This window comes from Sphingobacterium prati, assembly GCF_013167215.1.
In the GTDB taxonomy this organism is placed as follows: Bacteria; Bacteroidota; Bacteroidia; order Sphingobacteriales; family Sphingobacteriaceae; genus Sphingobacterium; species Sphingobacterium prati.
In genome coordinates, this window is the sequence record NZ_JABJWY010000034.1 from 377,362 (window position 1) to 403,670 (window position 26,309).

19 protein-coding genes are annotated in these 26,309 nt (G+C 41.6%); 6 read left to right on the forward strand and 13 right to left on the reverse strand.

Annotation, left to right across the window (positions count from 1 at the left end):
• Positions 1-2: 2 nt before the first annotated feature.
• The 3 genes from HPC41_RS11830 (at position 3) to HPC41_RS11840 (ending at position 4,916) form a co-directional block, all read left to right on the forward strand.
• Positions 3-1,553 (forward strand): RagB/SusD family nutrient uptake outer membrane protein, encoded by a 1,551-nt coding sequence (locus HPC41_RS11830; protein WP_172394220.1) that lies wholly within the window; start codon positions 3-5, stop codon positions 1,551-1,553.
• Positions 1,554-3,605, forward strand: a complete 2,052-nt coding sequence (locus tag HPC41_RS11835) for a glycoside hydrolase family 16 protein (RefSeq protein WP_172394221.1) — start codon at positions 1,554-1,556, stop codon at positions 3,603-3,605. It begins immediately after the preceding gene.
• 285 nt (positions 3,606-3,890) lie between these two features.
• Positions 3,891-4,916: a threonine aldolase family protein gene (locus HPC41_RS11840; RefSeq protein ID WP_172394222.1), complete on the forward strand. Its 1,026-nt coding sequence runs from the start codon at positions 3,891-3,893 to the stop codon at positions 4,914-4,916.
• Between the two features lie 99 nt (positions 4,917-5,015).
• On the opposite strand, the gene HPC41_RS11845 is transcribed toward HPC41_RS11840, so the two are convergent.
• Together HPC41_RS11845 and HPC41_RS11850 are read right to left on the reverse strand one after the other, a co-directional pair.
• Positions 5,016-5,732 (reverse strand): MIP family channel protein, encoded by a 717-nt coding sequence (locus HPC41_RS11845; RefSeq protein ID WP_172394223.1) that lies wholly within the window; start codon positions 5,730-5,732, stop codon positions 5,016-5,018.
• 155 nt (positions 5,733-5,887) lie between these two features.
• Positions 5,888-6,955 (reverse strand): NAD(P)H-dependent flavin oxidoreductase, encoded by a 1,068-nt coding sequence (locus HPC41_RS11850; RefSeq protein ID WP_172394224.1) that lies wholly within the window; start codon positions 6,953-6,955, stop codon positions 5,888-5,890.
• Between the two features lie 166 nt (positions 6,956-7,121).
• Here HPC41_RS11850 and HPC41_RS11855 point away from each other — a divergent pair, with 166 nt between their 5' ends.
• A complete protein-coding gene (locus HPC41_RS11855) occupies positions 7,122-8,114 on the forward strand; it encodes a 2-hydroxyacid dehydrogenase (RefSeq protein ID WP_172394225.1) in 993 nt (330 codons plus the stop codon).
• Positions 8,115-8,226: 112 nt separating this feature from the next.
• On the opposite strand, the gene HPC41_RS11860 is transcribed toward HPC41_RS11855, so the two are convergent.
• Complete coding sequence (locus HPC41_RS11860; RefSeq protein WP_172394226.1) at positions 8,227-8,559, reverse strand: winged helix-turn-helix transcriptional regulator; 333 nt, start codon at positions 8,557-8,559, stop codon at positions 8,227-8,229.
• A 120-nt stretch (positions 8,560-8,679) separates the two neighbouring features.
• Here HPC41_RS11860 and HPC41_RS11865 point away from each other — a divergent pair, with 120 nt between their 5' ends.
• Positions 8,680-10,128 (forward strand): MFS transporter, encoded by a 1,449-nt coding sequence (locus tag HPC41_RS11865; protein WP_172394227.1) that lies wholly within the window; start codon positions 8,680-8,682, stop codon positions 10,126-10,128.
• 31 nt (positions 10,129-10,159) lie between these two features.
• Here HPC41_RS11865 and HPC41_RS11870 read toward each other — a convergent pair whose 3' ends face one another.
• The 8 genes from HPC41_RS11870 to HPC41_RS11905 form a co-directional block, all read right to left on the reverse strand.
• Positions 10,160-11,110 (reverse strand): hypothetical protein, encoded by a 951-nt coding sequence (locus HPC41_RS11870; RefSeq protein WP_172394228.1) that lies wholly within the window; start codon positions 11,108-11,110, stop codon positions 10,160-10,162.
• Between the two features lie 81 nt (positions 11,111-11,191).
• Positions 11,192-14,329, reverse strand: coding sequence for an error-prone DNA polymerase (locus HPC41_RS11875; RefSeq protein ID WP_172394229.1), 3,138 nt, complete (start codon positions 14,327-14,329; stop codon positions 11,192-11,194).
• Positions 14,330-14,331: 2 nt separating this feature from the next.
• Positions 14,332-15,834 (reverse strand): Y-family DNA polymerase, encoded by a 1,503-nt coding sequence (locus HPC41_RS11880; RefSeq protein WP_172394230.1) that lies wholly within the window; start codon positions 15,832-15,834, stop codon positions 14,332-14,334.
• Positions 15,831-16,577: an ImuA family protein gene (locus tag HPC41_RS11885; protein WP_172394231.1), complete on the reverse strand. Its 747-nt coding sequence runs from the start codon at positions 16,575-16,577 to the stop codon at positions 15,831-15,833. Before HPC41_RS11885 ends, HPC41_RS11880 begins: the two co-directional genes overlap by 4 nt.
• 137 nt (positions 16,578-16,714) lie before the next feature.
• Complete coding sequence (locus tag HPC41_RS11890) at positions 16,715-17,449, reverse strand: LytR/AlgR family response regulator transcription factor (RefSeq protein ID WP_172394232.1); 735 nt, start codon at positions 17,447-17,449, stop codon at positions 16,715-16,717.
• A 12-nt stretch (positions 17,450-17,461) separates the two neighbouring features.
• Complete coding sequence (locus HPC41_RS11895; RefSeq protein WP_172394233.1) at positions 17,462-19,390, reverse strand: tetratricopeptide repeat-containing sensor histidine kinase; 1,929 nt, start codon at positions 19,388-19,390, stop codon at positions 17,462-17,464.
• A 196-nt stretch (positions 19,391-19,586) separates the two neighbouring features.
• Positions 19,587-20,897, reverse strand: a complete 1,311-nt coding sequence (locus tag HPC41_RS11900) for an HlyD family secretion protein (protein ID WP_172394234.1) — start codon at positions 20,895-20,897, stop codon at positions 19,587-19,589.
• Positions 20,887-23,088, reverse strand: coding sequence for a peptidase domain-containing ABC transporter (locus HPC41_RS11905; protein WP_172394235.1), 2,202 nt, complete (start codon positions 23,086-23,088; stop codon positions 20,887-20,889). Before HPC41_RS11905 ends, HPC41_RS11900 begins: the two co-directional genes overlap by 11 nt.
• 213 nt (positions 23,089-23,301) lie before the next feature.
• Here HPC41_RS11905 and lgt point away from each other — a divergent pair, with 213 nt between their 5' ends.
• Complete coding sequence (lgt, locus tag HPC41_RS11910) at positions 23,302-24,111, forward strand: prolipoprotein diacylglyceryl transferase (protein WP_172394236.1); 810 nt, start codon at positions 23,302-23,304, stop codon at positions 24,109-24,111.
• A gap of 27 nt (positions 24,112-24,138) precedes the next feature.
• Here lgt and HPC41_RS11915 read toward each other — a convergent pair whose 3' ends face one another.
• Both HPC41_RS11915 and HPC41_RS11920 read right to left on the reverse strand, forming a co-directional pair.
• A complete protein-coding gene (locus HPC41_RS11915) occupies positions 24,139-24,804 on the reverse strand; it encodes a response regulator transcription factor (RefSeq protein WP_246250607.1) in 666 nt (221 codons plus the stop codon).
• A gap of 423 nt (positions 24,805-25,227) precedes the next feature.
• A complete protein-coding gene (locus tag HPC41_RS11920) occupies positions 25,228-26,304 on the reverse strand; it encodes a phytase (protein WP_172394237.1) in 1,077 nt (358 codons plus the stop codon).
• Positions 26,305-26,309: the final 5 nt, after the last annotated feature.

Below are 26,309 nucleotides of genomic sequence, written 5' to 3' on the forward strand. Positions count from 1 at the left end.
GCATGAAAACTTTTAAATATATCCTGATTGCAAGCTGTTTAGGCATTTCTTTTGGCCTATCGAGCTGTAGTAAATTTTTGGACAAACCCTTAGAAAACCAACAGCGTTCTGAGGAGATCGATTACAGCAATACCGCTTTGATGTATGGCCCTGTCTCCGGTGTATATCGTTCGGCTTCAGATGATAATCTGGTGCACTGGATTGACCTTTCCATTCGTTGTATGCGCGATGACGACTACCAACAGGCTGCACCAAATCCAAATGACAACCCCGAATTAATGGGTATCAAAAATTTTCAAAATGATGTCACGATTCAATCGTATTGGGGATTAAATCAATCTTGGATCAGTTATTACAGCCTTGTTATTGCAGCAAACAATGCATTGATCGAACTGGATAACTTCGCTGCAAAAATCCCCGCATCAAATACAGCTGACATAAAACTCAATAAACAATACAAAGCCGAAGTCAGATTTCTAAGGGCATATGCCCATCTCATGGCATCACGTCTGTTTGGAAATGTACCTATTTTAATTGACAGCGATAATATCGGTCGCCTGGCCACAATCAATAAAAGTACAGCCGCAGAGGTTCGCCAATTTATCCTTGATGAAATGAATGCCTGTTTGGAGGATCTTGAAGACGCACGTCCTAATCAGTCCAAGCACGTTGGTGCGGTAACACGATATTCCGCGCTTCTTTTAAAAGCGAAAGCCGCAGCAGATTTGGCGGGAAATGATAACGGAAGTACCTATTGGAACGATGTCCTTGATGCCACAAACAAAATTATTGCGAGTGGCAAATTTTCCTTATACCCCAACTATTATGAGCTTTTTAAAATTCCGGGAAAACTATCCAATGAATCTATCTTTGAACTGCAATATTCCGATTTTGGATTAGGAACCGGGGATATTGTTCGTCCCGGTGTTGATTGGGGAACGTTTTTCAAGTGGCAAGGTCCTTCAGGTGATCAAAAAGGGAGTCCTATTTCTGGTGCCGGCTGGGTCCCACCTTCACAGAATATTGTTGATTTCTTAACCAATAGAGGCGAAACCGAACGGCTAAAAACGACAATCTTATATTGTGGCATCAACGGCAACCCAGCAACTACGGCAACAACACCAAGCGGCGATGTTGTCTATGGGAATCCATTCGGCGTCAAATATTTCAACGGCAAAGCCTATCTTCCAAAATCACAGATGACGGCAGGTCGAATGGAATATGGAGCGAACAATAATGTGCGTATATTACGTTACGCGGATGTACTTTTATTAAATGCAGAGGCCAAAGTCAGAAAGGGACAAAATGGTGATGAGCCTTTTCGTCTGATACGTGAACGTGCCAAACTAACAGCAATTACAAATGTCACTTTAAACCAGATTTTGGACGAACGCCGCGCCGAATTTGCCTGTGAATGGTGGGGCGAGCGGTTCAATGACCTGGTCCGTACAGGACGGGCAAAAGAAGTATTCGGTGCAAAATTCACTCCCGGTGTAAGTGAGTTCCTCCCTATACCACAAACTCAAATAGATGCAAATCCTAACTTTCGATAAATGATGACAGCAGGAAGACTACTCGCTTTTCTATTGCTCAACCTTCTCTTCCTTCCCATCGGATGGGGACAGCAAGGGAAACCCGTTAAAACAACAATTACTAAGGTCGGCGGTGGCTTTACAATCATGCGCAACGGGCGGCCCTACTTCATCAAAGGGGCGGGCGGAACAAGCAATATGGAACAATTAAAAGCGTATGGAGGTAACTCCATACGCACATGGAGCCCTTACCAAGCAGATGAAATCCTAAATAAAGCACAACAGCTGGGACTTACGGTAACTCTGGGTCTAGACGTGAAAACAGAACGGCATGGCTTCGATTACAACGACCCAGCGGCTGTTGCAAAACAAAAAGAATACCTGCGCACAGTGATCCTGAAATACAAAGATCATCCGGCCCTATTGGCCTGGGGAATCGGCAATGAACTCAACTTGCATTACAGTAATCCCAAGGTCTGGGATGCCGTCAATGCTATTGCTGAGATGATCCATGAATTAGATCCCAATCACTTAGTCACCACGATGCTCGCCGGTATAAATCAAAAGGAAATTGATTATATCAAAACCAAATGTCCAGCATTGGACCTCATTGCCGTACAAGTGTACGGCGGACTTGCCTCCGTTCCTGAACAATTGCAAAAAACAGGCTGGAACAAACCCTATATCGTGACAGAATGGGGCCCTACTGGTCACTGGGAAAGCCTCCAAACACCTTGGGGCGCATCGATTGAAGAGACCAGCCACGAGAAAGCAGCCGTTTACAAAAGTCGATACGAAGCCGCTATCGGTCAGGACAAAAACTGTCTAGGTTCTTATGTCTTTCTGTGGGGACAGAAGCAAGAACGGACACCGACCTGGTATGGGTTGTTTACCGAAGCTGGCGAAGAAAATGAGGTTGTCGATGTGATGCATTACCTCTGGTCAGGAAAATGGCCAGACAATCGGGCTCCGCAGCTGGACTCTTTTTTATTGGACAACAGGCAGGCAAAAGATTTTATCTATCTTGAATCGGGTGAAACCTATCCCATGGAAGTCTTTGTACGGGATCCCGATGGGGATAAATTAAGGATACGCTGGGAACTTCTCCATGAGAGCACCGACCTTAAAGAAGGTGGTGACCGTGAAGAACGGCCACAGGCACTAGCCGGATTTATCAAAAATAGAACAGACGACAAGGGTACATTAACTGCTCCTTCCAAAGAAGGTGCCTATCGGCTATTTGTATATGCAAGCGATGGAAATAACAACGTTGCGACGGCAAATATCCCCTTTTATGTGAAATCAACTCTAAATAAGACCGGCGGCAGAGCCTATCACTTTTCGCCGGTACCGGTATGGTCCGATGAATTTAATTACTCGGGTTTACCGGATAAAAGCAAATGGTCCTACGATATCGGTTCTCTCTATGACGGCTGGGGAAACAATGAATTACAATATTATATGGAAGCTTCACGATCAAATTCCCTAGTACAGGATGGCGTCCTGAAGATTACAGCGAAAAAAGAAAATAAAGGCGGTAAATCCTATACCTCCGCACGGCTGACCAGCAAGAATAAAGGGGATTTCACTTACGGTAGATTTGAGGCCCGGGCAAAACTGCCACTAGGTCGCGGTTCCTGGCCTGCGATCTGGATGCTTCCTACCGATCGAAAATATGGAGACTGGCCTAATTCTGGGGAAATAGATATCCTTGAACATGTCGGATACGATCAGGATATCGTTCATATTTCTACCCATACCAAATCGTATAACCATGGTATAAATACACAAAAAACCAGCAAAAAAAAGGTGTCTGGTGTTTCTGATGACTTTCACACCTATCGTATAGACTGGACACCAAGCTACATCAAAGGTTTTGTTGATGAGTGGGAGATTTTCAACGTTGAAAATGAAAACAAGGGTTTTAACGAATGGCCCTTTGACCAAAAATTCCATTGGTTAATCAATTTGGCTGTTGGTGGCAATTGGGGAGGCAAAGAAGGTATCGACGATACGATATTCCCGATAACATTTGAAATTGACTACGTTCGTGTCTATGATTTATTAAAGTAAGATTTCATTCCGTCGTTCTCGTATAAAACCAAACTGCTTGTCAAATCACCTTGACGGGCAGTTTGGTGTTTGTGACTAGCGCTCTGCCTGAATCGCTGACAGGTAAAGGTAATTAATCTGTCCATTATTTTTTTTGTTAAAAACACCAAAAAGTAAGAACCTATTTATACTTTTGAATCCACAAACAGCCATGGCCTTTTCTGTTCTCTGGTTTCTAATATAAGGATCAGGAAGACTACCGTAGCCGTTGGTGAATTAGAAGATACCTGAACTAAAACACTTATTATGTACAACTTTAAAAACGACTATTCGGAGGGAGCACACCCCCGTATTTTGGATAAACTTATTGAAACTAATCTGGTACAACAACTTGGATATGGCGAAGACCAATACGCACATGAGGCAAAAGCAATTTTAAGAGAAAGATTGAATAATCCAGCTGCAGCCATCCATTTTGTGTCAGGAGGTACCCAAACGAATTTACTGATTATATCATTCTTACTGCGTGTGCATGAGGCTGTGATAAGTGCAAAAACAGGACATATTGCGGCAAATGAAACGGGTGCCATCGAGGCCACGGGGCACAAAGTGATTACGACTGAAACAATAGATGGGAAATTAAGGCCCGAGGATGTCGCTGAAGTTTTAGCTGCATATGCACTTGCTCCCCATGTGGTCAAGCCACGCATCGTCTATATTTCTAATTCAACAGAAATTGGCACATTTTATACCAATGAAGAAATCAAAGCTCTGTATAAGTTTTGTCAATCCCACCAGTTGTTACTTTATATGGACGGGGCACGATTGGGGCATGCACTTACAGCGGAAAATAACGACTTAACGCTTGCAACAATCAGTCAGTATACCGATGTATTCTATATTGGCGGCACTAAAAATGGTGCGCTTTTAGGTGAAGCCATTATCTTTAATAAACCCGAATTGGCTACGGATTTTGATTATGCGATCAAGCAAAAAGGTGCCATGTTGGCCAAAGGGCGAATTCTTTCCATTCAGTTTTTAGAACTCTTTAAAGATGATCTGTATTTCGATCTGGCACGAAAAGCAAACGTAATGGCCATGCGTATCGCAGCAGCAGTCCGAGGCAAAGGCTATACCTTCCTAACCGAATCCACCACAAATCAACTGTTCCCAATTCTACCCAAAAAAGTTATTGAACGCTTGAGTCTCAATTATCAATTTTATATTTGGAAAAATATCGATGCAGATTACGCTGCCATTCGACTCATCACCTCCTGGGCGACCGATGAGGAAAAAGTCACGGCCTTTATCAAGGATTTACAGGAGGCATAAAAACACAGGACTAAAATTCGTATTGGGATACGAATTAGTACACACAAAACAGCGCGTAAGGATAGGTTCCTTACGCGCTGTAATTTGTTGTTATAACGTTTAATCTTTAGGTTCCAAAGCTCTCCACACGCCTGCAGCAACCGCAGCACCCACTAATGGTGCAACTATAAATAACCACAATTGCGATAACGCGTTACCTCCTGCAAGAATCGCAGGACCGAATGAACGAGCAGGGTTAACCGAAGTACCTGTCACCGGTATGGCTACAAGATGTATTAATAGCAATGTAAATCCAATTGCTAAACCCGCCATTGTTCCGTTTCCAACTTTTGATGTTGTAGCCAAAATGACAAAAAGAAAGAGGAAAGTTAAAACAGCCTCAATAAGAAAAGCCGAAGCTGTACCATATTCGTTTTGATAACCTTTTCCCCATCCATTGGATCCGTAAGCCCATTCTCCAGCTGTAAAACCCGCTAATTGACCACTTAGAATTTGCTGTAATACAAATGCACCCAAAAGTGCACCGATAAATTGTGCAATGATATACACAATTGCGTCCTTAGCAGACATTCTTCCAGCCAACAATACCCCCACTGTCACAGCCGGATTAATGTGACAGCCTGAAATTCCGCCAATGGCATAAGCAAAGACCACGACCGATAGACCAAATGCCACTGCAATACCCAAGAGGCCTAACCCCGAAAGTCCTCCCAGGGTATTGGCTCCAGCAATAGCGGCTGCGCCACAACCAAATAGTACCAAACCAAATGTTCCAATTAGTTCGGCTACAAATTTTGAAGATGTTTTAATTTCCATATGAATCTGTTTATAACTTAGTTAACTCTAATTTAATCATTTTCTATATAAAAAAAGAATAAGGAATAAATTATTGTAGAACAATATCTACATCCCTAGGAAACTGCGGCAGCTTTGTATTTTTAGTTACATAGCATATTGGTTTATCGCATTATTTAGCCTGTCGCCTCTTCAACTTCCCGAATTAGCTCCTGAAGGATATCTCCGGTCGAACCATCCCGATAGGAATGAATGGATTGCCCAACCCAAATACCGACGAAATCTGTGTTTCCTTTTGCCTTTGCCGCCCTTCTTAAGGCATTGGTTAATTTATTTTGATAGGGATAAGGTAAAATATAGTCCGTTCCATCCACAGTTTTAATGAAAGTGTTTGTTATTGCCCTAGTAAACCTTCCAGAAAAACTCCGGGTCAATACAATATCTGATTCTTTCACCTGACTTAAATGTTGTTTCTCAAAATCAAGTAACGCACTTTCCCTGGATTTAAGTAATAAACTGCCAACCTGAAAACCTGCCGCCCCCAATTGCTGTGCGGCAAGCAACGTTCGGGCATTATATATCCCACCGGCATAAATCAATGGTTTGTTAACATGATCATATACTTGCGACAATAAGGAAAGTCCACCGATCTGAGGGATGACAGTAGCTTGGAAACTTCCACGGTGCCCTCCAGCTTCCAGCCCCTGTACACAAATAATATCAATACCTGATGCCTCCAACAACAGCGCTTCCGCAAGGGATGTGCAGGTACCAATTAAGACAGTCCCATTTTCTTTTAACAAAGCTATGCTCTGGCTGTCTAAATTACCAAAAGTAAAACTGACGATTTTGCATTTGCTGGCAATAATGGCTGCGATTTGATCCTTATAATCCGTCAAATGAATTTCCTCTAACCTCGGTAATACGACCTCCAACCCGTGCTGATGAGCCAGTGTCGCTATAAATGAACTAACCTTACTATACTGAGATCTTAGATTTTCGGATACCTCAGGTATGCTATTCACAAAGATATTGACTGCAAAAGGCTGCGTTGTTAATCTTCTGGTAGCCTCAATAGCATCCATACATTTTTCGTATGATAAATCTCCCAATGCCAATGTACCCAGCGCGCCGGTTTCCGATGCTCCAGCAACCATCTGCGGTGTAGTAACCCCAAACATCGGTGCCTGTATAATCGGATATTTTATGTCTAATAACTGTGTAATTTGAGTTGACCAAGTCATGATGAAATGATTTTATGTTCAAAAGTTAAATCGAATAATTTTATTGTACTTTCAAACTAATTTACCGCTTTTATCATGGATTCTTCAAGAATTACTCCCTTTATTCACCTAAATTTAAATCAGGTAAAAAATTAATACTGTATATTTACATAGGATATACAATTTTATGAAAATAGCTTTCTTTTCAACCAAGCCTTACGATAAAGTCTTTTTCGAACGGGAAAACGAAATTTACGGTTTCCAATTCAATTTTTATGAAACCCATCTTGGCCCTCATATTGTCAATGCAATTGAAGACGAAGATGTTGTTTGCGTTTTTGTCAATGACAAATTGAACCGGCAGGTGATCGAAATCCTTGCTCACAAAGGTATAAAGTTGATTGCTTTACGATGTGCAGGTTTCAATAATGTCGATTTGGAGGCAGCAAAAGAATTTGGTATCCAGGTCTGCCGTGTCCCAGCTTATTCTCCTGAAGCTGTTGCCGAACATACGATGGCCATGCTACTAACGCTCAACCGAAAAACCCACAAAGCCTATAATCGTGTCCGTGAGCAAAATTTTGCCTTAAACGGTTTATTAGGTTTCAATATCCATCAAAAGAAAATTGGAGTTATTGGAACAGGTAAAATTGGTAAAGCATTTATCCGGATTGCATTGGGATTCGGTGCAAAGGTCATCGCTTATGATTTGTATCCCGATCAGGATCTGATTATAGCTGGTGTTCAATACACAAGTCTTGATCAGTTATTTAAGGACTCCGATATTATCTCATTGCATTGTCCACTTACGCCAGACAATCATTACCTCATCAATAAGGAATCACTGGCGAAAATGAAGGACGGGGTAACTATTATCAATACAAGCCGTGGCAATCTTATTCACACGAGCGATGCCATTAGTGCATTGAAAACGCGTAAGATAGCATTATTAGGTATTGATGTTTATGAGCAGGAAGAGAAACTGTTTTTCAAAGATCTCTCCACTGCTATTATCGAAGATGATACCATTCAGTTATTGATGAGTTTTCCAAATGTCTTGGTAACAGCACATCAGGCATTTTTCACAACGGAAGCACTCACCCAAATTTCTCAACGGACATTAAAGAGTATTGCTGACATCCTGTCCACCGGAACGACAGACAATGAAGTAATATTATAGCACTGTATCCGAAAAGATTATTAACGTTCCGCTGAACCCTATCTGCGGCATTGCTGGCGGTATTATGGCTTAATACCCCATTCGCCTTTGATTCTTATATCCCCTGTCTAAGTTATCTCTTTTTATAGTGCAGCCACCAGTCATCCAGCTGCTCAATAATCGGTAATAGGGTCTTGCCCACTTCGCTCAGCTTATACTCGACTCGCGGTGGCGATTCTGCGTAAATCTGTCGGCAAAGGATACCATCACGCTCCAGTTCGCGCAATTGGACGGTTAATGTGGTCTGTGCGATATCATCCATCTCCCTTCGCAATTCCCCGAACCGTTTAGGACATTCTTTTGCGATGGCTTTGATAAGTAAAACCTTCCATTTTCCGCCAATGATCTTAAAAATACCATTGACATCACAGCAACTTCCAAAAAATTCACTTTTTTTTTCATCCATAATCACCTCATACTGACCATTAGTTCATAAAACCATACTAAGTACATCATTTATAACTACTTGACTATAAAAAATATCCAAACTACTTTTGACCATAAAATTATCAAAAACTTTGGCTATATGCGCTTCCGAATTAAAGATTTGCTTCACATTTGTATTCTATCCATTGGCATCTTTTTGTTTGTCATCGATTTATTCATTATCAATGTTTCCCTACCGACCATACAACAGGCCCTGGATCTGAGCAATAGTGCAATCCAGTGGATCATTATCTTATATATTATTGGCTACGCCAGCCTGCTGATCAATGCGGGCAGTGCCGGAGACTATTTTGGTAAAAAGAAATTATACATCATAGGTATGGCCGGTTTTACTTTTGCGTCTGTTTTATGTGGGCTGTCAACTAATATCTACCTTCTGTTACTGGGCAGATTACTGCAGGGGATTAGTTCAGGCATGATGGTACCACAGGGTATAGCCCTAATCACAGTGCTCTTTGAAGACGCCTCTAAGCGAGCTATGGCCCTGGGAGTATATGGTAGCATCGCAGGTATTGCCTCCGTGATCGGACAACTGCTCGGGGGTTTACTTCCTGATCAGTCCTGGATCCATGAAAGCTGGCGCCTTATTTTCTTAATTAATATTCCAATAGGTATCCTCGCCTGTATTGCCGCTTACTGCTATGTCCCCCGGGACCAGCCAAATCCTACATCCACGATTTCATTTATACCAATGCTGAGTTTATTTATACTCTTGCTGGGCCTAATATCTCCCTTGGTCATGGGTCCTGAGTTGCATTGGCCGATCTGGTCTATATTATTGCTGGTAACTGCGCTTACCTTTACGCTGTTATTTCTAAAAAAGCAGAAGAAACTATATAAAGCGGGACAGCAGTCGCTTTTTAACTTCGTCCTTTTCCGCGACAGGGTTTTCAATCTGGGACTGATTGCGGCATTGGCCTATTACATGGTCCAGGATGCTTATTTCATTATTAACTCCAATTATCTACAGCATGACAAAAGTTATACAGCAACAATGACAGGCATCGCTTTCGTCTTTCAGGGGATAGGGTACGTTGTTGCCAGCCTGATAGTCAGCAGGTTTATTCAACGTCATGGCAAAGCCGTTGTACTCACCGGATTGGGAATAATGGTTATGGGCCTATTTCTTCATTTACTTGTCCTCAATAAAATAAGTGTCGCAAGCGATCAACTTCATCTGCTCTTTTTCTTTTATGGGCTTGGCTGTGGTAGTGTTCTACCATCTCTGATGACGTTAGCCTTAAAAGATGTCAGCAAGGAATTGATCGGCGTGGGATCCGCGATCTACCTTACCGTACAGCAACTGTCCATCTGTCTTGGTATTGCTTTTGTTGTTGGCCTGTTCCTACACAAAAATGGGAATCCATTTTTCCGGCTGAACAACATTACTGCAGCTTACGGATCTGCTACTTCAGTATCCATCTTATTATTGCTATTGGTGGCCTGTTGTATTGTCTGCTTACCGGCAAGTGGGAAGAAGAAGGGTAACTGTATTACCGCTCAGCAAAAGTATGACTGTGAAGTATAATAATGCCAATGAAATATTGGAGTAAACAAACTTAATCTTTTCGTTCGTGCTTTTTGAACAAGGCATAGTCATAAGGGATGTGCATACTTAAAGACTTGGCGCGCCATGTATCATCTCCCTCAGGAAGATAAAAATCATAGGCATTGTCCAGGAAATTCTCCCCATCAGGAGCTTCCTGCCAATGTTTCTTTTCCCGATTATAGAGTAATATCATGCAGCTGACACAGCGTTGGTTTCCCTCCCTAAGGGGGATTTCATAACATTGGCCAATTTTGATATTCAACTTTTGCTGAATGATCACTTCTGTCAACCGCTTATTTGTAAGGTAAATTAAAGCCAATTGCGCCTCTTCATCTGTAGGAGATTTCTTTGCGGGTATTAATTTATCAAATTGAGCGTTTTTAATCTTCGCCATTTCTGAGGCTTTGAATTCTGGAGAAAGTAGATTGGTGTCTACAGGCCGGAAGTCCTCTGCATCAGCTACCCGGGTGACACCGGGTTCCAAAGAGACTTTTCGGTCTGCGGTATCAGCATCCAAAGCCGCTGCTCCCCCATCATTTTTATCAAACACTTGAGCCAGTTCCGACAGATGATGTCCGATATGATTAAAGCCAATAACATAACGTAGAAAAATAAAACCTAAAGCAAGTAGAGATAAGCCTATTAGTAAACCCTTTTTACTTCTCCCACGTTTGCTTCTGTCTTTTTCTACTTCCAAAAAAGAAGATGGAGCTGGCTCTTGATAAACTGAAGAATCACTGTGAGACACTTCTTCGTAATCAACTAAAAACAGGTCTTTACCATCGAAAAGATCTATATCGTCTTCGTCAAACATTTGAACAATATCTCGGGCCGTTTTAAATTTTACATTTGCACGGTTGGCGATCAGGACAATGGCTCCGTCGCGATTATTCTGTTTGATCAAATCGATGATGATTTTTTTTTCGATTTCAATTTTATTAACGAGAATGTTGTTGTCCATCTAATTTTATGTTCTTTTCAGTTGGTTCCAGTTATTGTACCTGCTGTACGGTTTCCAAAAATGAGATTAATAAATGAAAGGTCAATGAAAATTTCGTCCTTTATAAAATACATGCGTTACCTGCTCATCCTCTTCTGCCAGATTTTTTAATAAACCTGACATATCAAAACAACGTTCGGCAATGATATGGATTACTTCTCCTTCGACCTGTACTTTTCCAGCAACCATAAACAATTTCGCCCCAAGGATCTCTTTTCGGTATTTCTCAAATACCTTACTCCAGATGACCACATTTGCAAAACCAGTATCATCCTCAATGGTAACAAATAACACGCCTTTGGAAGTCCCCGGACGCTGTCGTACCGTAACCAATCCACATACTTTAACAGGCATATTATTTTTTACCAAGCCTAGTTTTTCGGTTGGAACAACGTGGAGAAGGTCCAATTTGTCACGCAGGAAACTCACTGGATGTGCTTTGATAGACAGCCCTGTCCTTGCATAATCCGCCACCACATGTTGGCTGGAACTTAACAAAGGCAGCTCAATCTGCCCTTCAGCATTTGATGATGCTTTCCCCTCAAATATTCCAATGGGGCGATCTCCTAAAGCTGTAATTTCCCATAGTGCCCGTCTACGGTCAATGCCCAGCGAACGAAAAGCATCCGCCTCGGCTAAACGCTCCAATCCTGGCAGGGATAATCCGGCTTCCATCACCGCTGTGACCGTCGAATACTCATTTATACGCCCTTTGGTCAATAACAAAGCCTCTTCTTCCGAAAACCCTTTAATCTGGCGTAGTCCTAAACGTAATGCATGCTGTTTGCCCACCTCACCCTCCAGGGTATTATCCCAAAAGGAGTGGTTGATATCAATGGGGAGCACTTTCACACCATGCCGTTCGGCATCAATAACGATCTGGGCAGGCTGATAGAATCCCATGGGTTGACTATTGAGCAGAGAAGCTGCAAAAATATCAGGATAATGGTATTTAATCCAAGAAGATACATATACCAGCAGCGCAAAAGAGGCCGCATGACTTTCCGGAAAGCCATAGCTTCCGAATCCTTCCAGCTGCCGAAAGACCCGCACGGCAAACTCTTCTGTATAACCTTTCTTCATCATACCGTCGATCATCTTCTGCCTGAAGACCGACACCTGCCCTTTTGCCTTAAAAGTCGCCATGCTACGGCGCAGTTCGTCTGCTTCAGCGGGGGTGAATCCGGCCGCAACAATTGCAATCTCCATGGCCTGTTCCTGAAAAAGTGGGACACCCAAGGTTTTTTCCAGAATCGCCTTAATTTCTTCTTTAGGATAGTCCACGTCCTCTTCTTTGTTACGCCGGCGCAGGTAAGGATGCACCATATTCCCCTGTATCGGTCCCGGACGTACGATGGCCACCTCGATAACCAGATCATAAAACGTCTCTGGCTTTAGCCGCGGCAGCATGGACATCTGTGCCCGGCTCTCAATCTGAAATACCCCCAGCGTATCGGCATGACAGATCATATCATACACTTCCGGGTCATGTTGAGCACCAATTCCTGCCAAAGTCAGATCCAGTCCATAATGTCTTTGGGCAAGATCAAAAGCCTTCCGGATACAGGTCAGCATCCCTAATGCCAATACATCCACTTTCAGGAATCCCAGCGCTTCCAGATCATCTTTGTTCCACTCCAGGTTGGTCCGGTTATCCATGCGGGCATTCACCAATGGACAGAGTTCATGGAGATTACCCTGTGTAATGACAAAACCTCCAGTATGTTGCCCCAGTTGCCTTGGAAACCCGATATACTGGTGCGTCAGTTCGAGCACTTTGCGTAAGTGCGGATCGTCCGGCTTAAAACCCTGTTCCATTAAACGTCCCAGGTCAATATCCTCATCCCAATGGCTGCTCACAACACCAGCCAAACGGCTAACGGTATCCATGGATAGCCCCATTGCTTTCCCCACATCCCGTACAGCTCCCTTAGCACGGACCTGTGTTACTGTAGCCACAATAGCTGCACGATTGCGGCCATATTTCTCGTAAATGTACTGGATCACCTCTTCTCGGCGTTCATGTTCAAAATCAACATCTATATCGGGTGGTTCATCCCGGGCATCGGACATAAACCGAGCAAAGAGCAGCCTGAATTCGATGGGATTGACCGAAGTAATGCCAAGACAATAACAGATGGTAGAATTGGCGGCCGAACCACGACCTTGGCATAAAATGCCCCTTTCCTTGGCAAAACGTACGTAATCGTAAACGGTCAAAAAATAAGATGCATAGTTTTTCCGTCCAATAAAATCAAGTTCCATCTGGATGGTATCACGGATGGTATCAGGAATCTGGTCACCAAATCTATCTTTTGCACCCTTCCATGTCAAATAAACTAATTCTTCCTGCGCAGTACGTCCATCGGACGACAGTTCATCCGGATAGACATATTTTAAATCATCCAGGGAGAAGTTGCATGCTGCTGCTATTTCCATTGTTTTTGCGATGGCCTCTGGATATGGCCTAAACAGACGTTCCATCTCCGCTATAGGTTTCAGGTAACGTTCTGCGTTTGGATACAATTTAAATCCGGCCGTCTGGATCGTACATTTCTCTCGAATACAGGTTAAAACATCCTGTAAATCACGTCGTTCAGGTATATGATAATATACATCACCCAAAGCAACAAGAGGAAGGCTTAAGCTTTCTCCTAATTGTTGTAGGCGAAACAAAAGCTTTGCATCGTCACCACGATAGAGCCGTTTGACCCCTAAATACAGTGCCGTATCCAAGCGCTGTTTATATTCCGCTACAAATGCAGTAAACTCCGCTTCAAGTTCAAATTTAACCGTTAATCTATTGGGGGGACAAATGATAAATTTGATTCCTTCCTTATACTGATAAACATCGGATCTATAGAGCGTGCATTTTCCCTTCTCGGCACGCAGATTACCTACAGTCAACAGAGAAGACAGCCGCCCATAAGCTTCTTTATCAGTTGGATAAGCCAATAAACTTGGTCCATCCTGAAGGTCCAAACGGCAAGCTGGAATAAGGGTAATGCCCTGTTTTTTGGCGGCAGTATGCGCGCGAACAATACCTGCAAAACTATTCCGGTCTGTCACTGCAATTTTCCGATACCCCAATGCTGCCGCACGTTCCATCAATTCCTCCGGGTGGGATGCTCCTTCCAGAAAGCTAAAATTGCTCGTCACCTGTAATTCACAATATCCCATTATTACGCAAAAAAACCATGTAAAAACCATTGATTCGGCGACCTATCATCGTAATGCCCCGAACGATAGAGCCAAAATCGTCGGCCCTTCTCATCCTCTACAGCATAATAATCCCGATGCTCGCCTGTATCGATCCACCACTCCCGCTCAATTCGCTCCGGGCCATCCGCTTTCTTTACCGTATATACTTGCCCTTTGTACCGAAATAACAATGGCGGATAATCTGGAATAGGTGCGGTGACTATAATAGGTTCGGGGATACTAAGCAAGCGGGTGGGACGAGGTCTGTCCACCTGCCAATCAACAGCGGATGCTTCCTGCACTGAACTGGCTATTCTCATGGACCGTTCAGGCCAATAATGCGCGGCAGGCAAATAGCGAGAAATTTCGCAACCAGGATCCCTACTTTTCAAACGATCCAATAATTCGGTCACCATGGGATTATCCAGTCCAATACGATTGCCCCATAAATTCTCCTGAGCAGGGTCTGCCGCTTCAACTTTCGGAATCTCCAAGACAAACAATTCTATACCCAAAGCGGGTTCTATCTGTGCGATTTTCAGGGCAAATAACTGAAATAGGTGATGCTCATGTGCTGTCGCGCGATTGGTCCCGATACTGATCTGCTCTATTTTTCCATCCACACGATGGCATTGTAATATCGCTTCCCGTACGCCTTTACCTTCCCCTGCCAGGCGTTTGCAGATAGTATATATAAGCTGTTGCAGGGCAAGTTCAATTCCATTGGCTGTCCGAATAGGCTCTAGACAGGGCAAACGTTCTTCGTAAGGAACAATAGGTTTTATGGGCGCAATAAATTCATCCTCAAGCCCAGTAGCCTGATCCAGACGGCGTAATAAATCTGTACCAAAACGTCTGCGTAGCGCAGTTCGCGGCATGGTTGCAAAGCTTCCGATTGTTTTTAATCCAAGACTTTGTAGCCTTTGCAGCACAGCTACTTCCAGCCGAAGTGCCTCTGCGGGTAAAGCCCATAAAGCATCAAACTGCATTTGTGGCTCAACAATAGGATTTTCCTTTCCAAAATGGGCCATTGCCCAAGCCGCACCGATCGTGTCCGCAATACTCATGCGCACGTCATAACCATGATCTTTAAACCGCGAGACGATATGCTGTAAATAAAATGCTTCTCCACCCCACAAATGTGCACAGCCACTGATATCCAAAATAATTCCTTCGGGCAGATCTATCGCGACAAACGGTGTATACCGGATACACCAATGTGCAATATTATGAAGCAACTTTTCGGTTAATCCGGGACGTTCATTGATCACTTTTAAGGAGGGTAAAAATGCTTTTGCATCAGCAATGGCTAAACCAGGGTATACACCTTCCTTTTCAGCCCAAACATTACTGGCATTTACGACCAACTTTCCACGGCTAGAAATTGCCAGCACAAAGGGAACTTCCTTAAGCAGAGGGTGCCCCACGGCCATCCAATCTGTTTTTAGATGGCGGAACCATAAGGATGCAAATCTTTTTTTCATGCCATTCCCTGATTAGCATAAGATTTACGCCATTCTTCGGCAACCGATCTGACTTTAGCAACAGGTTCAAAATCACCCGCAGCCCATGTCATCTGCCATCGGCCCGGATTCCCATTCCGTACTTTAAGGAGCTCGACATCCCAGCTTGGATAGCCAATTCCCGGCAACCCATCTTCCAGTTGACTGGGCATTGAGCTAATTTTCCATCGTGCAGCACAAGCTGTTGCCCCCAATAATTTCGGATTGTGCTGCAGGATAAATCCCGTCACCCCACTTTTTTCAACAGCCAACTGCAAACGCCGAGACTGCACGAAGTCCAACTGGTGCGTCTCTGCCAATACAGCTGCCACTCCGCCACATTTCAAAGCCTCTTCCATTGCCCATAATACATCCTTTTCTCGTACCATACGGACAAATATGATATTTTCAGGCTCAACACCAAAGGATTTAACGGCTGTGGGAAACAGGGTGTGAAAACAACTTATCCAAATGCAGATGCCACCATTTCGCATCAGCTTGCCTAATAAGCCAGCTATAAAACCACAAGAAACGGCTCCTCCTATCCGATCAAAACTAACAAATTCATGAATCGCCCCCCTAGGGAAAATCCCATTTGGGAAAGCCTCTTCCAATGGCCCAAGCCCCATTGGAAGCGTATCAGTTGATTTTTGCCCTACTCCCTGCCATAGCAACAAGTCTTTTTTTAATTGGCCAATTAAACTTTGTTTTTCTGTTATTAGCATAGCCTCCTCCGTCTTAAGTTTAAGCAAATTTAATACTAATAATTTTAGTATTAAAGCGAAGTTACTATAATTTTTAGTTTTTAATCACTATGAGAAAAATAAAGCTTACTTTCTATTTAAAAACAATGTTTTTTTTATTAGAAATCATTCAGAAATTGCTGGATAACATCCTTCTTTCTAGTCGCTACAGGAATCATTTTGCCATCTGCCATTTCCAACTGGCCATCCTTAAAATATTTTTTAATATAGTTTGCGTTGATCAGATAAGATTGATGACAGCGAATAAAGTCTGTTTCAGGCAACATGGTTTCAAAATGTTTCAGCACTTTAGATACCATCATAGGTTTGTTGTCCTTCATATAAAATGTCGTATACCCTTTGTCGCCATGGCAATATAAAATATCCTCGATATTCACAATCTGGGTATATTCAAAGGTACGCAAAGCGATTCTTTTGGGCTTATTCGGCGCCTTCAAATAACTATCGGCCATATTCAACTGCATGCTATTGAATTTATATTCCGTATTCTTCCTATAACATTTTTCAATCGCTTCTATAAATTGCTCGGGTACTAAAGGTTTTAATAAATAAGCAATAGCACCGATATTAAGCGCTTCAATGGCATATTGATTGAACGCTGTAATAAAAATCGTGTTGATATCCAATTTTAGCTCGGATAGAAAGGATAAGCTTGAGCCATCTTTTAATTGAATATCTGCTAAAATCAAATCGGGATTAGACGTCAGTAATTCCCGCTCAGCCTGTGCAATGGAAGGACTATAGCCAACGATTTGAACATAAGGAATGCTATCCAAAAGTGACTTTATATACAAGTATATATTATACTCATCTTCAAGAATATAAACTTTCATAATATGAATTATTTAATTAAAATATAATACAAGTGGAATATAAATTTCGACTTTATAACCACGTTGATCCTCGGTATAATTTGGTGTTATTTCAATTCTAGCTTTTGGTTCAACGTCAGCAAACAACAGCTCCAGACGTTCTTTTGTAATGAGTTGCGATAAAGACGTTTTATGGGCAGCTTGTTCTTTATTTATCTGCATCCCCCAGCCATTATCACAGATGCTGACATGCAATTGATTTTCACCTGCGCGAAAAGAGATCTCCAATTGCCCCATATAGGGTAAATTTTTAAATGCATGTTCAATGGCATTTTCCACAAATGGTTGAATGATCATGGGTGGAATCATAACATCATCCAAGTCCAGGTCACCTGTATCGATCCCATAATTAAATACATCTTGATAACGCATCTGCTGTAAAAGTATGTAATTGTTCAACGATTTAATTTCTTGATCCAACGAAATATATTCTTCCCTGTTTAATTCAAGGATATCGCGGATCTGACGTGATAGTAAAAGCAGATACTGATTGGCCTTTGCTTTTTGCTCGCTGCTGATCAATCCCTGTAGATTAGCAATGGCATTGTATATAAAATGCGGATTAAGCTGGTTCTGTCTGGTTTTTTGCTCTAAAATAAGCTGTCTATTTTCAGCAAGAATACGTTGGTTGATATTTTGCAATAATTTCTGTTTGTTTCTGAAATAGATAAAAAATGCAATGCTGAATATCAGAGCCAATAAAATAACAAATATCCAGCGTTGCTGTAACAAGATCTTATGGTTAAAGGCATTGGTTGTTCGCAGCAACGTAATCGCTTGATCTTTTTTTTCCGTTTGGTATTTTGTATTGATCTCATTGATTTTCTCGGCTTCGATCCGTTGTGTACTCTGTTTATACTCCTGAAATGTTGAATCCAATGCAAAATACGCCCGTTCATAATCTCCTTTTAATGCATAAGCTAATTGTAGATTTTTATAATAAAACAATTTATTATGCTTCACCTTATGTTTTTTGATAAATTCAAGCCCCGCATTAAAATAAAATATGGCTGAATCCACCTGATTATTGTTCAGAAAATTCTTACCTAAATTTGCATATACATACGGATTGAGTGTATTTGAGGCTTGTAAATAATTGAAATACTTTCTGGATGCTTCTACTGCTTTTAGGTTGTTATTGATACTAAAATAATATTGCGACTGTAAGTCGTACATGCGCATAATGATGTCCGGGTCTTTCGTTGCATTTGCATAATATTTACAACTGTCCAACGTTCCTTTTAGTTTCTCAAAATCATGCAATGCTGTATATTGCATAAATTTCATTTCCTGGTAAGCCTGAGCGACGTGTGGGTTAGTCTTATTGGGATGGTGATGATACCAAGATTCAACGTCCTTTAATGCCTGTCGGTATTTACCTTGTCGATATTCTGCATTGGCCAATAGATTATAGAACAAAAAAGTAAACACACTTTCATGTGCCAAAGCATACTCCTTTGCATCAATAATCTGTGCCACCATTGTTCCGCTCGTCACATCATGAAAGCTGAAATTGGCACGGATTCTCAAGTAGTCTTTTAAAACAACTAAGTCTGGTGATAATTTTTGTCCTACCAGATTTTTTAAGGCAATCTCGATGGAATCAATATTATCATCCAACAGATATTCGTAGGCCAGCAGAATTGAACTATAAGGAGAATGTTTAAAATACTTATCTTTAAGTAATTCATTTCTTTTGTTTTTTACCACAGCAGCGCTTTTGAAATCCTGTGTCGAAAGATACGTCAATAGGACATTTTCATAACGCAGTTCAAGTGAATCGGAGGTTGTTACTGTAGGCTTATCTGAATCATGGATTTTATTTTGATGACAAGAAAAGAGTTGGACGAGCAGTAAAATTGCCATAAGACAGTAAAATGCTCCAGTTCTATAGTTCTTCATCAACATCTTTATTAATTTTACTTTTGTTCTTTCCAAAAGGCACGCATAGGCCCCGCGACTGGTTTTAGATCATAGACAGCATATTCATGAAAACTTCGCTTTAATGTTTAAAATATCGTGCGCATGATAGCTTCTTCAACAAGTAATCGAATATCGGAATATTCCAACAAAACACTATACCTAAATTCAAAAATATTTAACTTTCCTGATATTTAAGTATGGCTCTTAGCTGGTTAAAGATACGTTGGGCAATTGTCAATTCTTCCGTTACAATAGATGCATTGCCACTTAGCTCTTTATCAAATGGAATATTTTTATTGTAAGAACTTTTTAATCCATGGGGCAGCCTAGCCTCTACATAGTATTTATTGTCTTTATCCGGTGTAAGGGAAATTGATTTGACAAGTCCCTTGATAATACCGTATTCCTGATATTTGAAATTATCCAATTTGATCAGCACTTTTTGTCCGGGTTTTAATTTCCCCTGATTCTGTGGGCCGATCAGCATTTGACCAATGATCACCCGTCTGCTGTCCGGCAAAATACTGAACAGATTTGTACCGTTCTTGACAAACTGTTTCTCGCTCAGAAATTTCAGAAAACTCAAGGTACCATCTGTAGAAGAATACAATAAATATGTCCGTTTCCATTGTCGGATAGACTTTCGTAATTTTTCAAAAAGTTGAACAGCAGCTGTTGAAAATGTTGCCTTATCTTTGACTGTATTGATATTGACCCCGGCCTTAGTTTTTCGGAAGTTAACAATGGATTCATCCAGCTGTGCTATGGTGATTTGCGTGTTTTTCAGACTTCGCTGAGCCTCTAGCAGTTTAAGCTTTTCATTTTCCAATTCCTGTGGCGAAATTACCCCGCGTTGCTGCAGCAGCTCACATCTACTATAGTTCTTTTCTGTCAATTGAACCTTTGCTTTTTCAAGTTCAAATTGCTGTTTAAGATTCACGATACGGGATTCATAATCCCTGATATTCTTATCAGCCATCAATCCTTCCGCGGCGTAAGGTTCTAAAGTGTTAAAAAGCGATTCATCCTGTACAGCTTTTGCAAAGGCATTGAAATCTTCCTGTATTTCTCCTAACCGGAATAGCGCCGTTTCTTTCAACGGAAAACCATTCAATAGCCCAGAAGTAGAAAATGAATCCGCCAAACGTTCAAGTGCAAGCACATCCTTATAATTGGCCGTTGATTCCAAGATCAAAACAAGATCTCCTTTTCGTACTTGCTGATGATCCTGAAATAGGATCTTTTCGATCCGGGAATCCATGGTCACTTCCATTCTTTCTGGTGGGTTCTCGGATGTAATAATTATGGGTGATTCAATAAAGTCAGGATATTTAATGATACTGGCCAGCAAAAAAAAGAAGGCAATAATAACTAAAATCAGTAAGCTCCCCCAGCGGATCAACCAATGCGGTGGATTTTCCAGGATCTCATTGACCTGTTCGGAACGCAACCGAATATCGTCCAGTATGTATTTCTTAGTTTCCAAGTTCCAATTGATTTTTAACAAGTCTATAATATTCGCCTTTTAAGGCAACTAATTCTTCATGATTCCCCTGTTCGACCACCTTTCCTTTATCCAACACAACAATGTTATCGGCATTTTTGACCGTGGACAGGCGGTGAGCAATAACGACCGCGGTACGCCCCTTTAAAAACTGATCCAGATGGTCAGTGATAATCCGTTCGGTATTGGCATCTAATGAACTTGTTGCTTCATCAAAAAAAAGGTATTGCGGAGCTTTATAAATTGCGCGTGCTATAAGCATACGCTGACGCTGTCCACCACTCATGCCCAAACCTTCATAGCCAATCTTTGTATTGTAACTGGTGGGCAAAGCCTCAATAAAGTCTTTGATATTTGCGATTTGAACCGCATCGCGCAGACGCTCTTTATTAATTTCATCTGATCCTAAAGCGATATTGGCTGCGATGCTATCATTAAAAATATAACCGTCTTGCATAACTACACCACAATTGTCCCGCCAGATGCGGGGTGATATATGTTGCATATCCACTTTACCAATTTTAATACTGCCAAAATCGGGTGAATAGGATTTTAGCAACAATTTCATCAAGGTGCTTTTCCCACTGCCACTGGCACCTACTATAGCGGTAGTCTTTTTATAAGGAATAATCAGGTTTAGTTGTTCAAAAATAGCTTTGTCTGTTCCTTTGTAGCTAAATGTGAGATTTTCAATAGAGATATTTTCCTCGGGAATATCTTTTTGATAATGGCAATCTACATTTTCTTCATCCTCTTTATCATGGACTTCATTGAGCCGTTCCACGGCCATCTTGGCGTCTTGAAACTGACGCATAAAATTCATCAGCTGAATCAAGGGGCTGTTTAATTGCCCAATAATATACTGTACTGAAAGCATCATACCCAAGGTCAACTGGCCATCCACTACTAATTTTGCGGCCGCAAAACTAATTAAGATATCCTTTAACTGGTTGATCACATTCCCACCAATGGTCTGTATCTGTTCCAATTTTAGTGCTTTGACCTTAAGGCGGAACACTTTGATCTGCACACCTTCCCATTGCCAGCGTTTGTTGGTTTCAGCATTGTTCATTTTGATCTCTTGCATGCCGTTGATCAATTCCAGAACTTGCCCCTGCTCCTCCGCCAGCTGTGAAAACTGCTTATAGTCTATTTCCCTTCTTTTTTTCAGGAAAAAAGAAATCCAACATAAGTATAGGGTCGCACCAATGGAAAATAGTAGGAATAGCTTATAATTATAGATTAATAAGACAACACCAAAAATTATAAAATTGATCAGAGAAAATAAGGTCTGTAATGAATTGTTTGTCAACAGCTGTTCGATACGATTATGATCCGAAATACGTTGCATGATATCAGCTGTGACGCGGGAGTCAAAGAAACTCATGGGCAAGCGCATTAACTTGATAAAAAAGTCAGATACAATTGATATATTGATCCTCGATGATAAATGAAGTAATATCCAGCCTCGGATCGCTTCAATACCCATTTGGCCTAAATAAAGCATAATCTGAGCAAATAAAACCAGGTAGATAAAGTTAATATCCTGATTTTGAATTCCAACATCCACGATACTTTGGGTAAGAAATGGAAAAACCAGCGCCAGCAGGCTCCCCGCAATCAAACCGAAAGCCAATTGTACCATGAAGGCGCTATATTTACGGAGATAATGTTTTAAAAATTTTGAAATCGAATGTCCCTTTTCTTCCTTTTCTTCATGATCCACAAAGCGGGCTGTCGTCTCTAGTACCAATACAATACCTTCTTCAGTACGTTCCTCGGCTTTCTCCCCGATCCAGTACGTTAAGAATTCCGATTTTGAATAAGTGATTAACCCGAAAGCAGGATCCGAAGCATAGAGCTTATAATCATTGTGCTTTTTCTCAATTTTATAAAGCACCACATAATGTTGTTCCATCCAAAATACCACACAGGGCAACGGCACTTCATTCACGAGCGTTTCAAAATCTATTTTTACAGCAAGGGTCTTAAACCCAATTGTTTCAGCTGCCCGGCTCAACCCCAGCAAACTGGAACCTTCTCTTGTGGTACCGCAGAGATCCCGGAGCATCGGTAGTGGTAATATTTTACCATAATACTTGCTGATTATCCTTAAACAGGTAGGGCCACAATCTTTTGAATCCGGTTGTTTATAAAAAGGGAATTTTGTCATGCTGTCTTATTTACAAACAAACATACTGGATCGCAAAAAGATAAAATAGACGAATTAATAATCGCATCTATCCTATCAATATTCGTCTTGAACGATCTGTTTTCTGAATGAATAATGCTGCGACTGGATTTATTTTAACGATTTCTGTAACAAATGGCTGCCACCATATACTAATTACAAAAACTCAACACATTAGCCCTGATGACAAACAGTATGCTATTAACTTTCATCACCTGGGATGTCAGCAGTGATATCTTCAATATACCGATCATCAATCATCCCATCCGTTGGTATGGATTATTCTGGTTGCTGGGAATAGTTTTATGCTACAAAATACTATGGTCCAGGTTAAAAAATGAGGGTCGTCCAGCCGAATTTCTGGATCAGCTAAGTATTTATATTGTAGCGGGTACAATTATAGGGGCGCGCCTGGGCCATATTTTGTTTTATGACCCATCGTATTATCTCAGCAATCCCTTAAAGATCTTTGCGATATGGGAAGGAGGCCTGGCTAGTCATGGCGGGGGAATTGGTATCCTAGTTGCTATTTTTCTATTCGCAAGGAAACAGAAGCTTCCCTTTCTTTGGGTAGCCGATCGAATTGCACTGGTTGTCCCCATCGCTGGCGCCTGTATCCGCCTGGGAAACCTGATGAACTCGGAAATGATAGGCACACCCACAGATCTCCCCTGGGCTTTTGTCTTCACTTCTATTGACCAAATACCTCGCCATCCCGCACAACTGTATGAAGCAATGTTTTGTGTGCTGCTGTTTCTGTTAATGAATCACCTCTGGACAAAAGCGATTCTTAAAAATAACATCGGCAACTGTTTTGCAATGCTGTTAATCCTTTTATTTTCCTTCCGCTTTTTGGACGAATTCCTAAAAATCAATCAGGAAGATTTTGAAAACTCCCTGTTCATAAATATGGGCCAGCTGTTAAGTATCCCCTTTATTCTACTGGGGTCGGCCCTCCTGGTCATCAATAGCAAGAAAAAAAACAGATTACCTATTGCAAAATAAAAACTAGCCGTGCAGAAATTGACAGCATTATTTTAAAATACCGGACTGGAATGCAACTTTGACCAGCTCAGCTGTATTTTTCACCTTCATTTTTTCGATCAAACTTTGTCGGTGTCCTTCGATTGTACGCTTGCTCAAAAAGATCTTGTCTGCAATTTCTACATTCGTGAAGCCGTCAGCGATTAATTTCAATACCTCAAGCTCACGCTCACTGATATCAAAGTCTGGTAGCGAACGGTTTGATAAACCTAGATAATTTTCTCCCGATATGACTTGGTCAAGCAACGCCATGCTAATCTCTTCACTTACATATTTACCCCCATTAGCCACATGATTAAGGCCAAAAAGAAGTTCGTTATAATCTACATTTTTGAGCAGATATCCGGAAAGACCAAGCGTAAATCCCTCAATAACATAATGGATCTGGTTCAACATCGAAAGAATGACAACCTTAATGGAGGGATACGTCGACTTGATCAGGCGCAATAGCTCCATCCCGTCCATATGATCCATATTGATATCCGTTAAGATAATATCGGGCAGCAATTGATTGTCTAACAGTTGCAGGGCTTCATTGCCATTCGAAGCCTCTCCGACGACATCAAAACCTTCCTGAGACTCCAATAATAATTTAATACCATTACGTACGACCATGTGATCCTCAACCAACAGTATCTTAACCTTACTCATCATTTACAGTATTTAATAAAAATTTATCTTTATTATTTATCCGAATTGTATGCAACTTTGGAGTTCAGTTGCATTTTTACCTTGGAAAGATCAGGAAACAACTTGTACCTCCAATTACCCTCTTGCCTTCTTTCCAAACGGGTACAAACCGAATAAAGATACAAAATTCTATCCATTTAAAGGATTTTACACGATATTCTAACGGAACTCATGACAAAAGAGAACTACATTCAGATTAAAACTCAAGGAAAGCATAAATGAAAGCAATATTAAGCGAACAGCTGTTTCAACGCAACCTTTAATCAGGTGCATTCGAGTGCTGCTCGTTAAGAAAATTACAGTCGTGGTGTATTATTCATAAAAAAGTAACAGCGGTACATCAATTATACCGTTGTTACTTCATAAACCGCCAGTCTTCTCTGAGGGTTATTTACTTTTCAGTTGTTGTCCAGCTATATCCTCCCAACGGTAATAATGAAAAGTTTTATCATCGCTCATGGCCACAAATAAGCCATGTTGAAAGGTATCATTCAGACGGGAAGACACGACCTCCGAACCATCACTTTGCGTGGCCATAACAGGTACTGTCTTCAAATGGCTATGTTCAAATGGGTTCGCCTTTGTTCCCTCACGGCTAAAAATCTGAAAGCGGTTGGCCCCTTGATCAGAGACCAATATATAGCCGGTGCTATCCGTCAGCTTATAAATAGAAATACCTTCATGATCTTCTTTAAAACCTTCGGTCGCAAAAAGCGCCAACTGCTGATTTCCCTTCGCCGGATCCGCATAATATTGCTTCACCCCCACCTGCTCGTCTGAATAGTAGATATAGCCAAGTTCATTATCCACAGCGATGGCTTCAATTTCTTTCTTTCCACTAAATGAGCCAAACTTACGGACTAAGGTCGCTTTCACGGCGCCAGCACCGTTATCTTCCAATAAATACTGAGCTAAATAGCCCTCTTTAGGACCATTTTTGCGTCCCACAATTGCATAGATTTCACCTTTCGGCGATGTGTAAAGCGCAATACCCATCAGATCCCTGAATTCCGGTTCGGTCTCGCCTACAAACATATCCAATCCTCCCCCGTCGATTGGTTTCATATCCGGCAGTGAGAATATACGCAATTTATGCGTCATACGTTCGGTCGTAACAGCGATATCTACAGATTTGCCGCCCAAAAGCAATCCATAAGCGATATCCACATTATTGGGACGCTTAAGGTTAGAAACTACTTTATCCTTGACAATTTTGCCCTGTAAATCGTACACAAATAAGGCGCCATCCGCATCCTTGTCCGTAGCAATGACCAGACTCTCGCGGGGATCGGTCTTATTGATCCAGATCGCAGGATCATCGGAATCATATCGTACTGCATCAGTAACAATGGCCGGTTTGACCGTTTCCGTTGCGGAAGTACCGGACTGAGGGTTATTACAGGCGACCGGCAGGAATGTTGAGGCTGCCAGACAAAAAAATAGTGTTGTTTTTAAAGTTGTCATGCTAT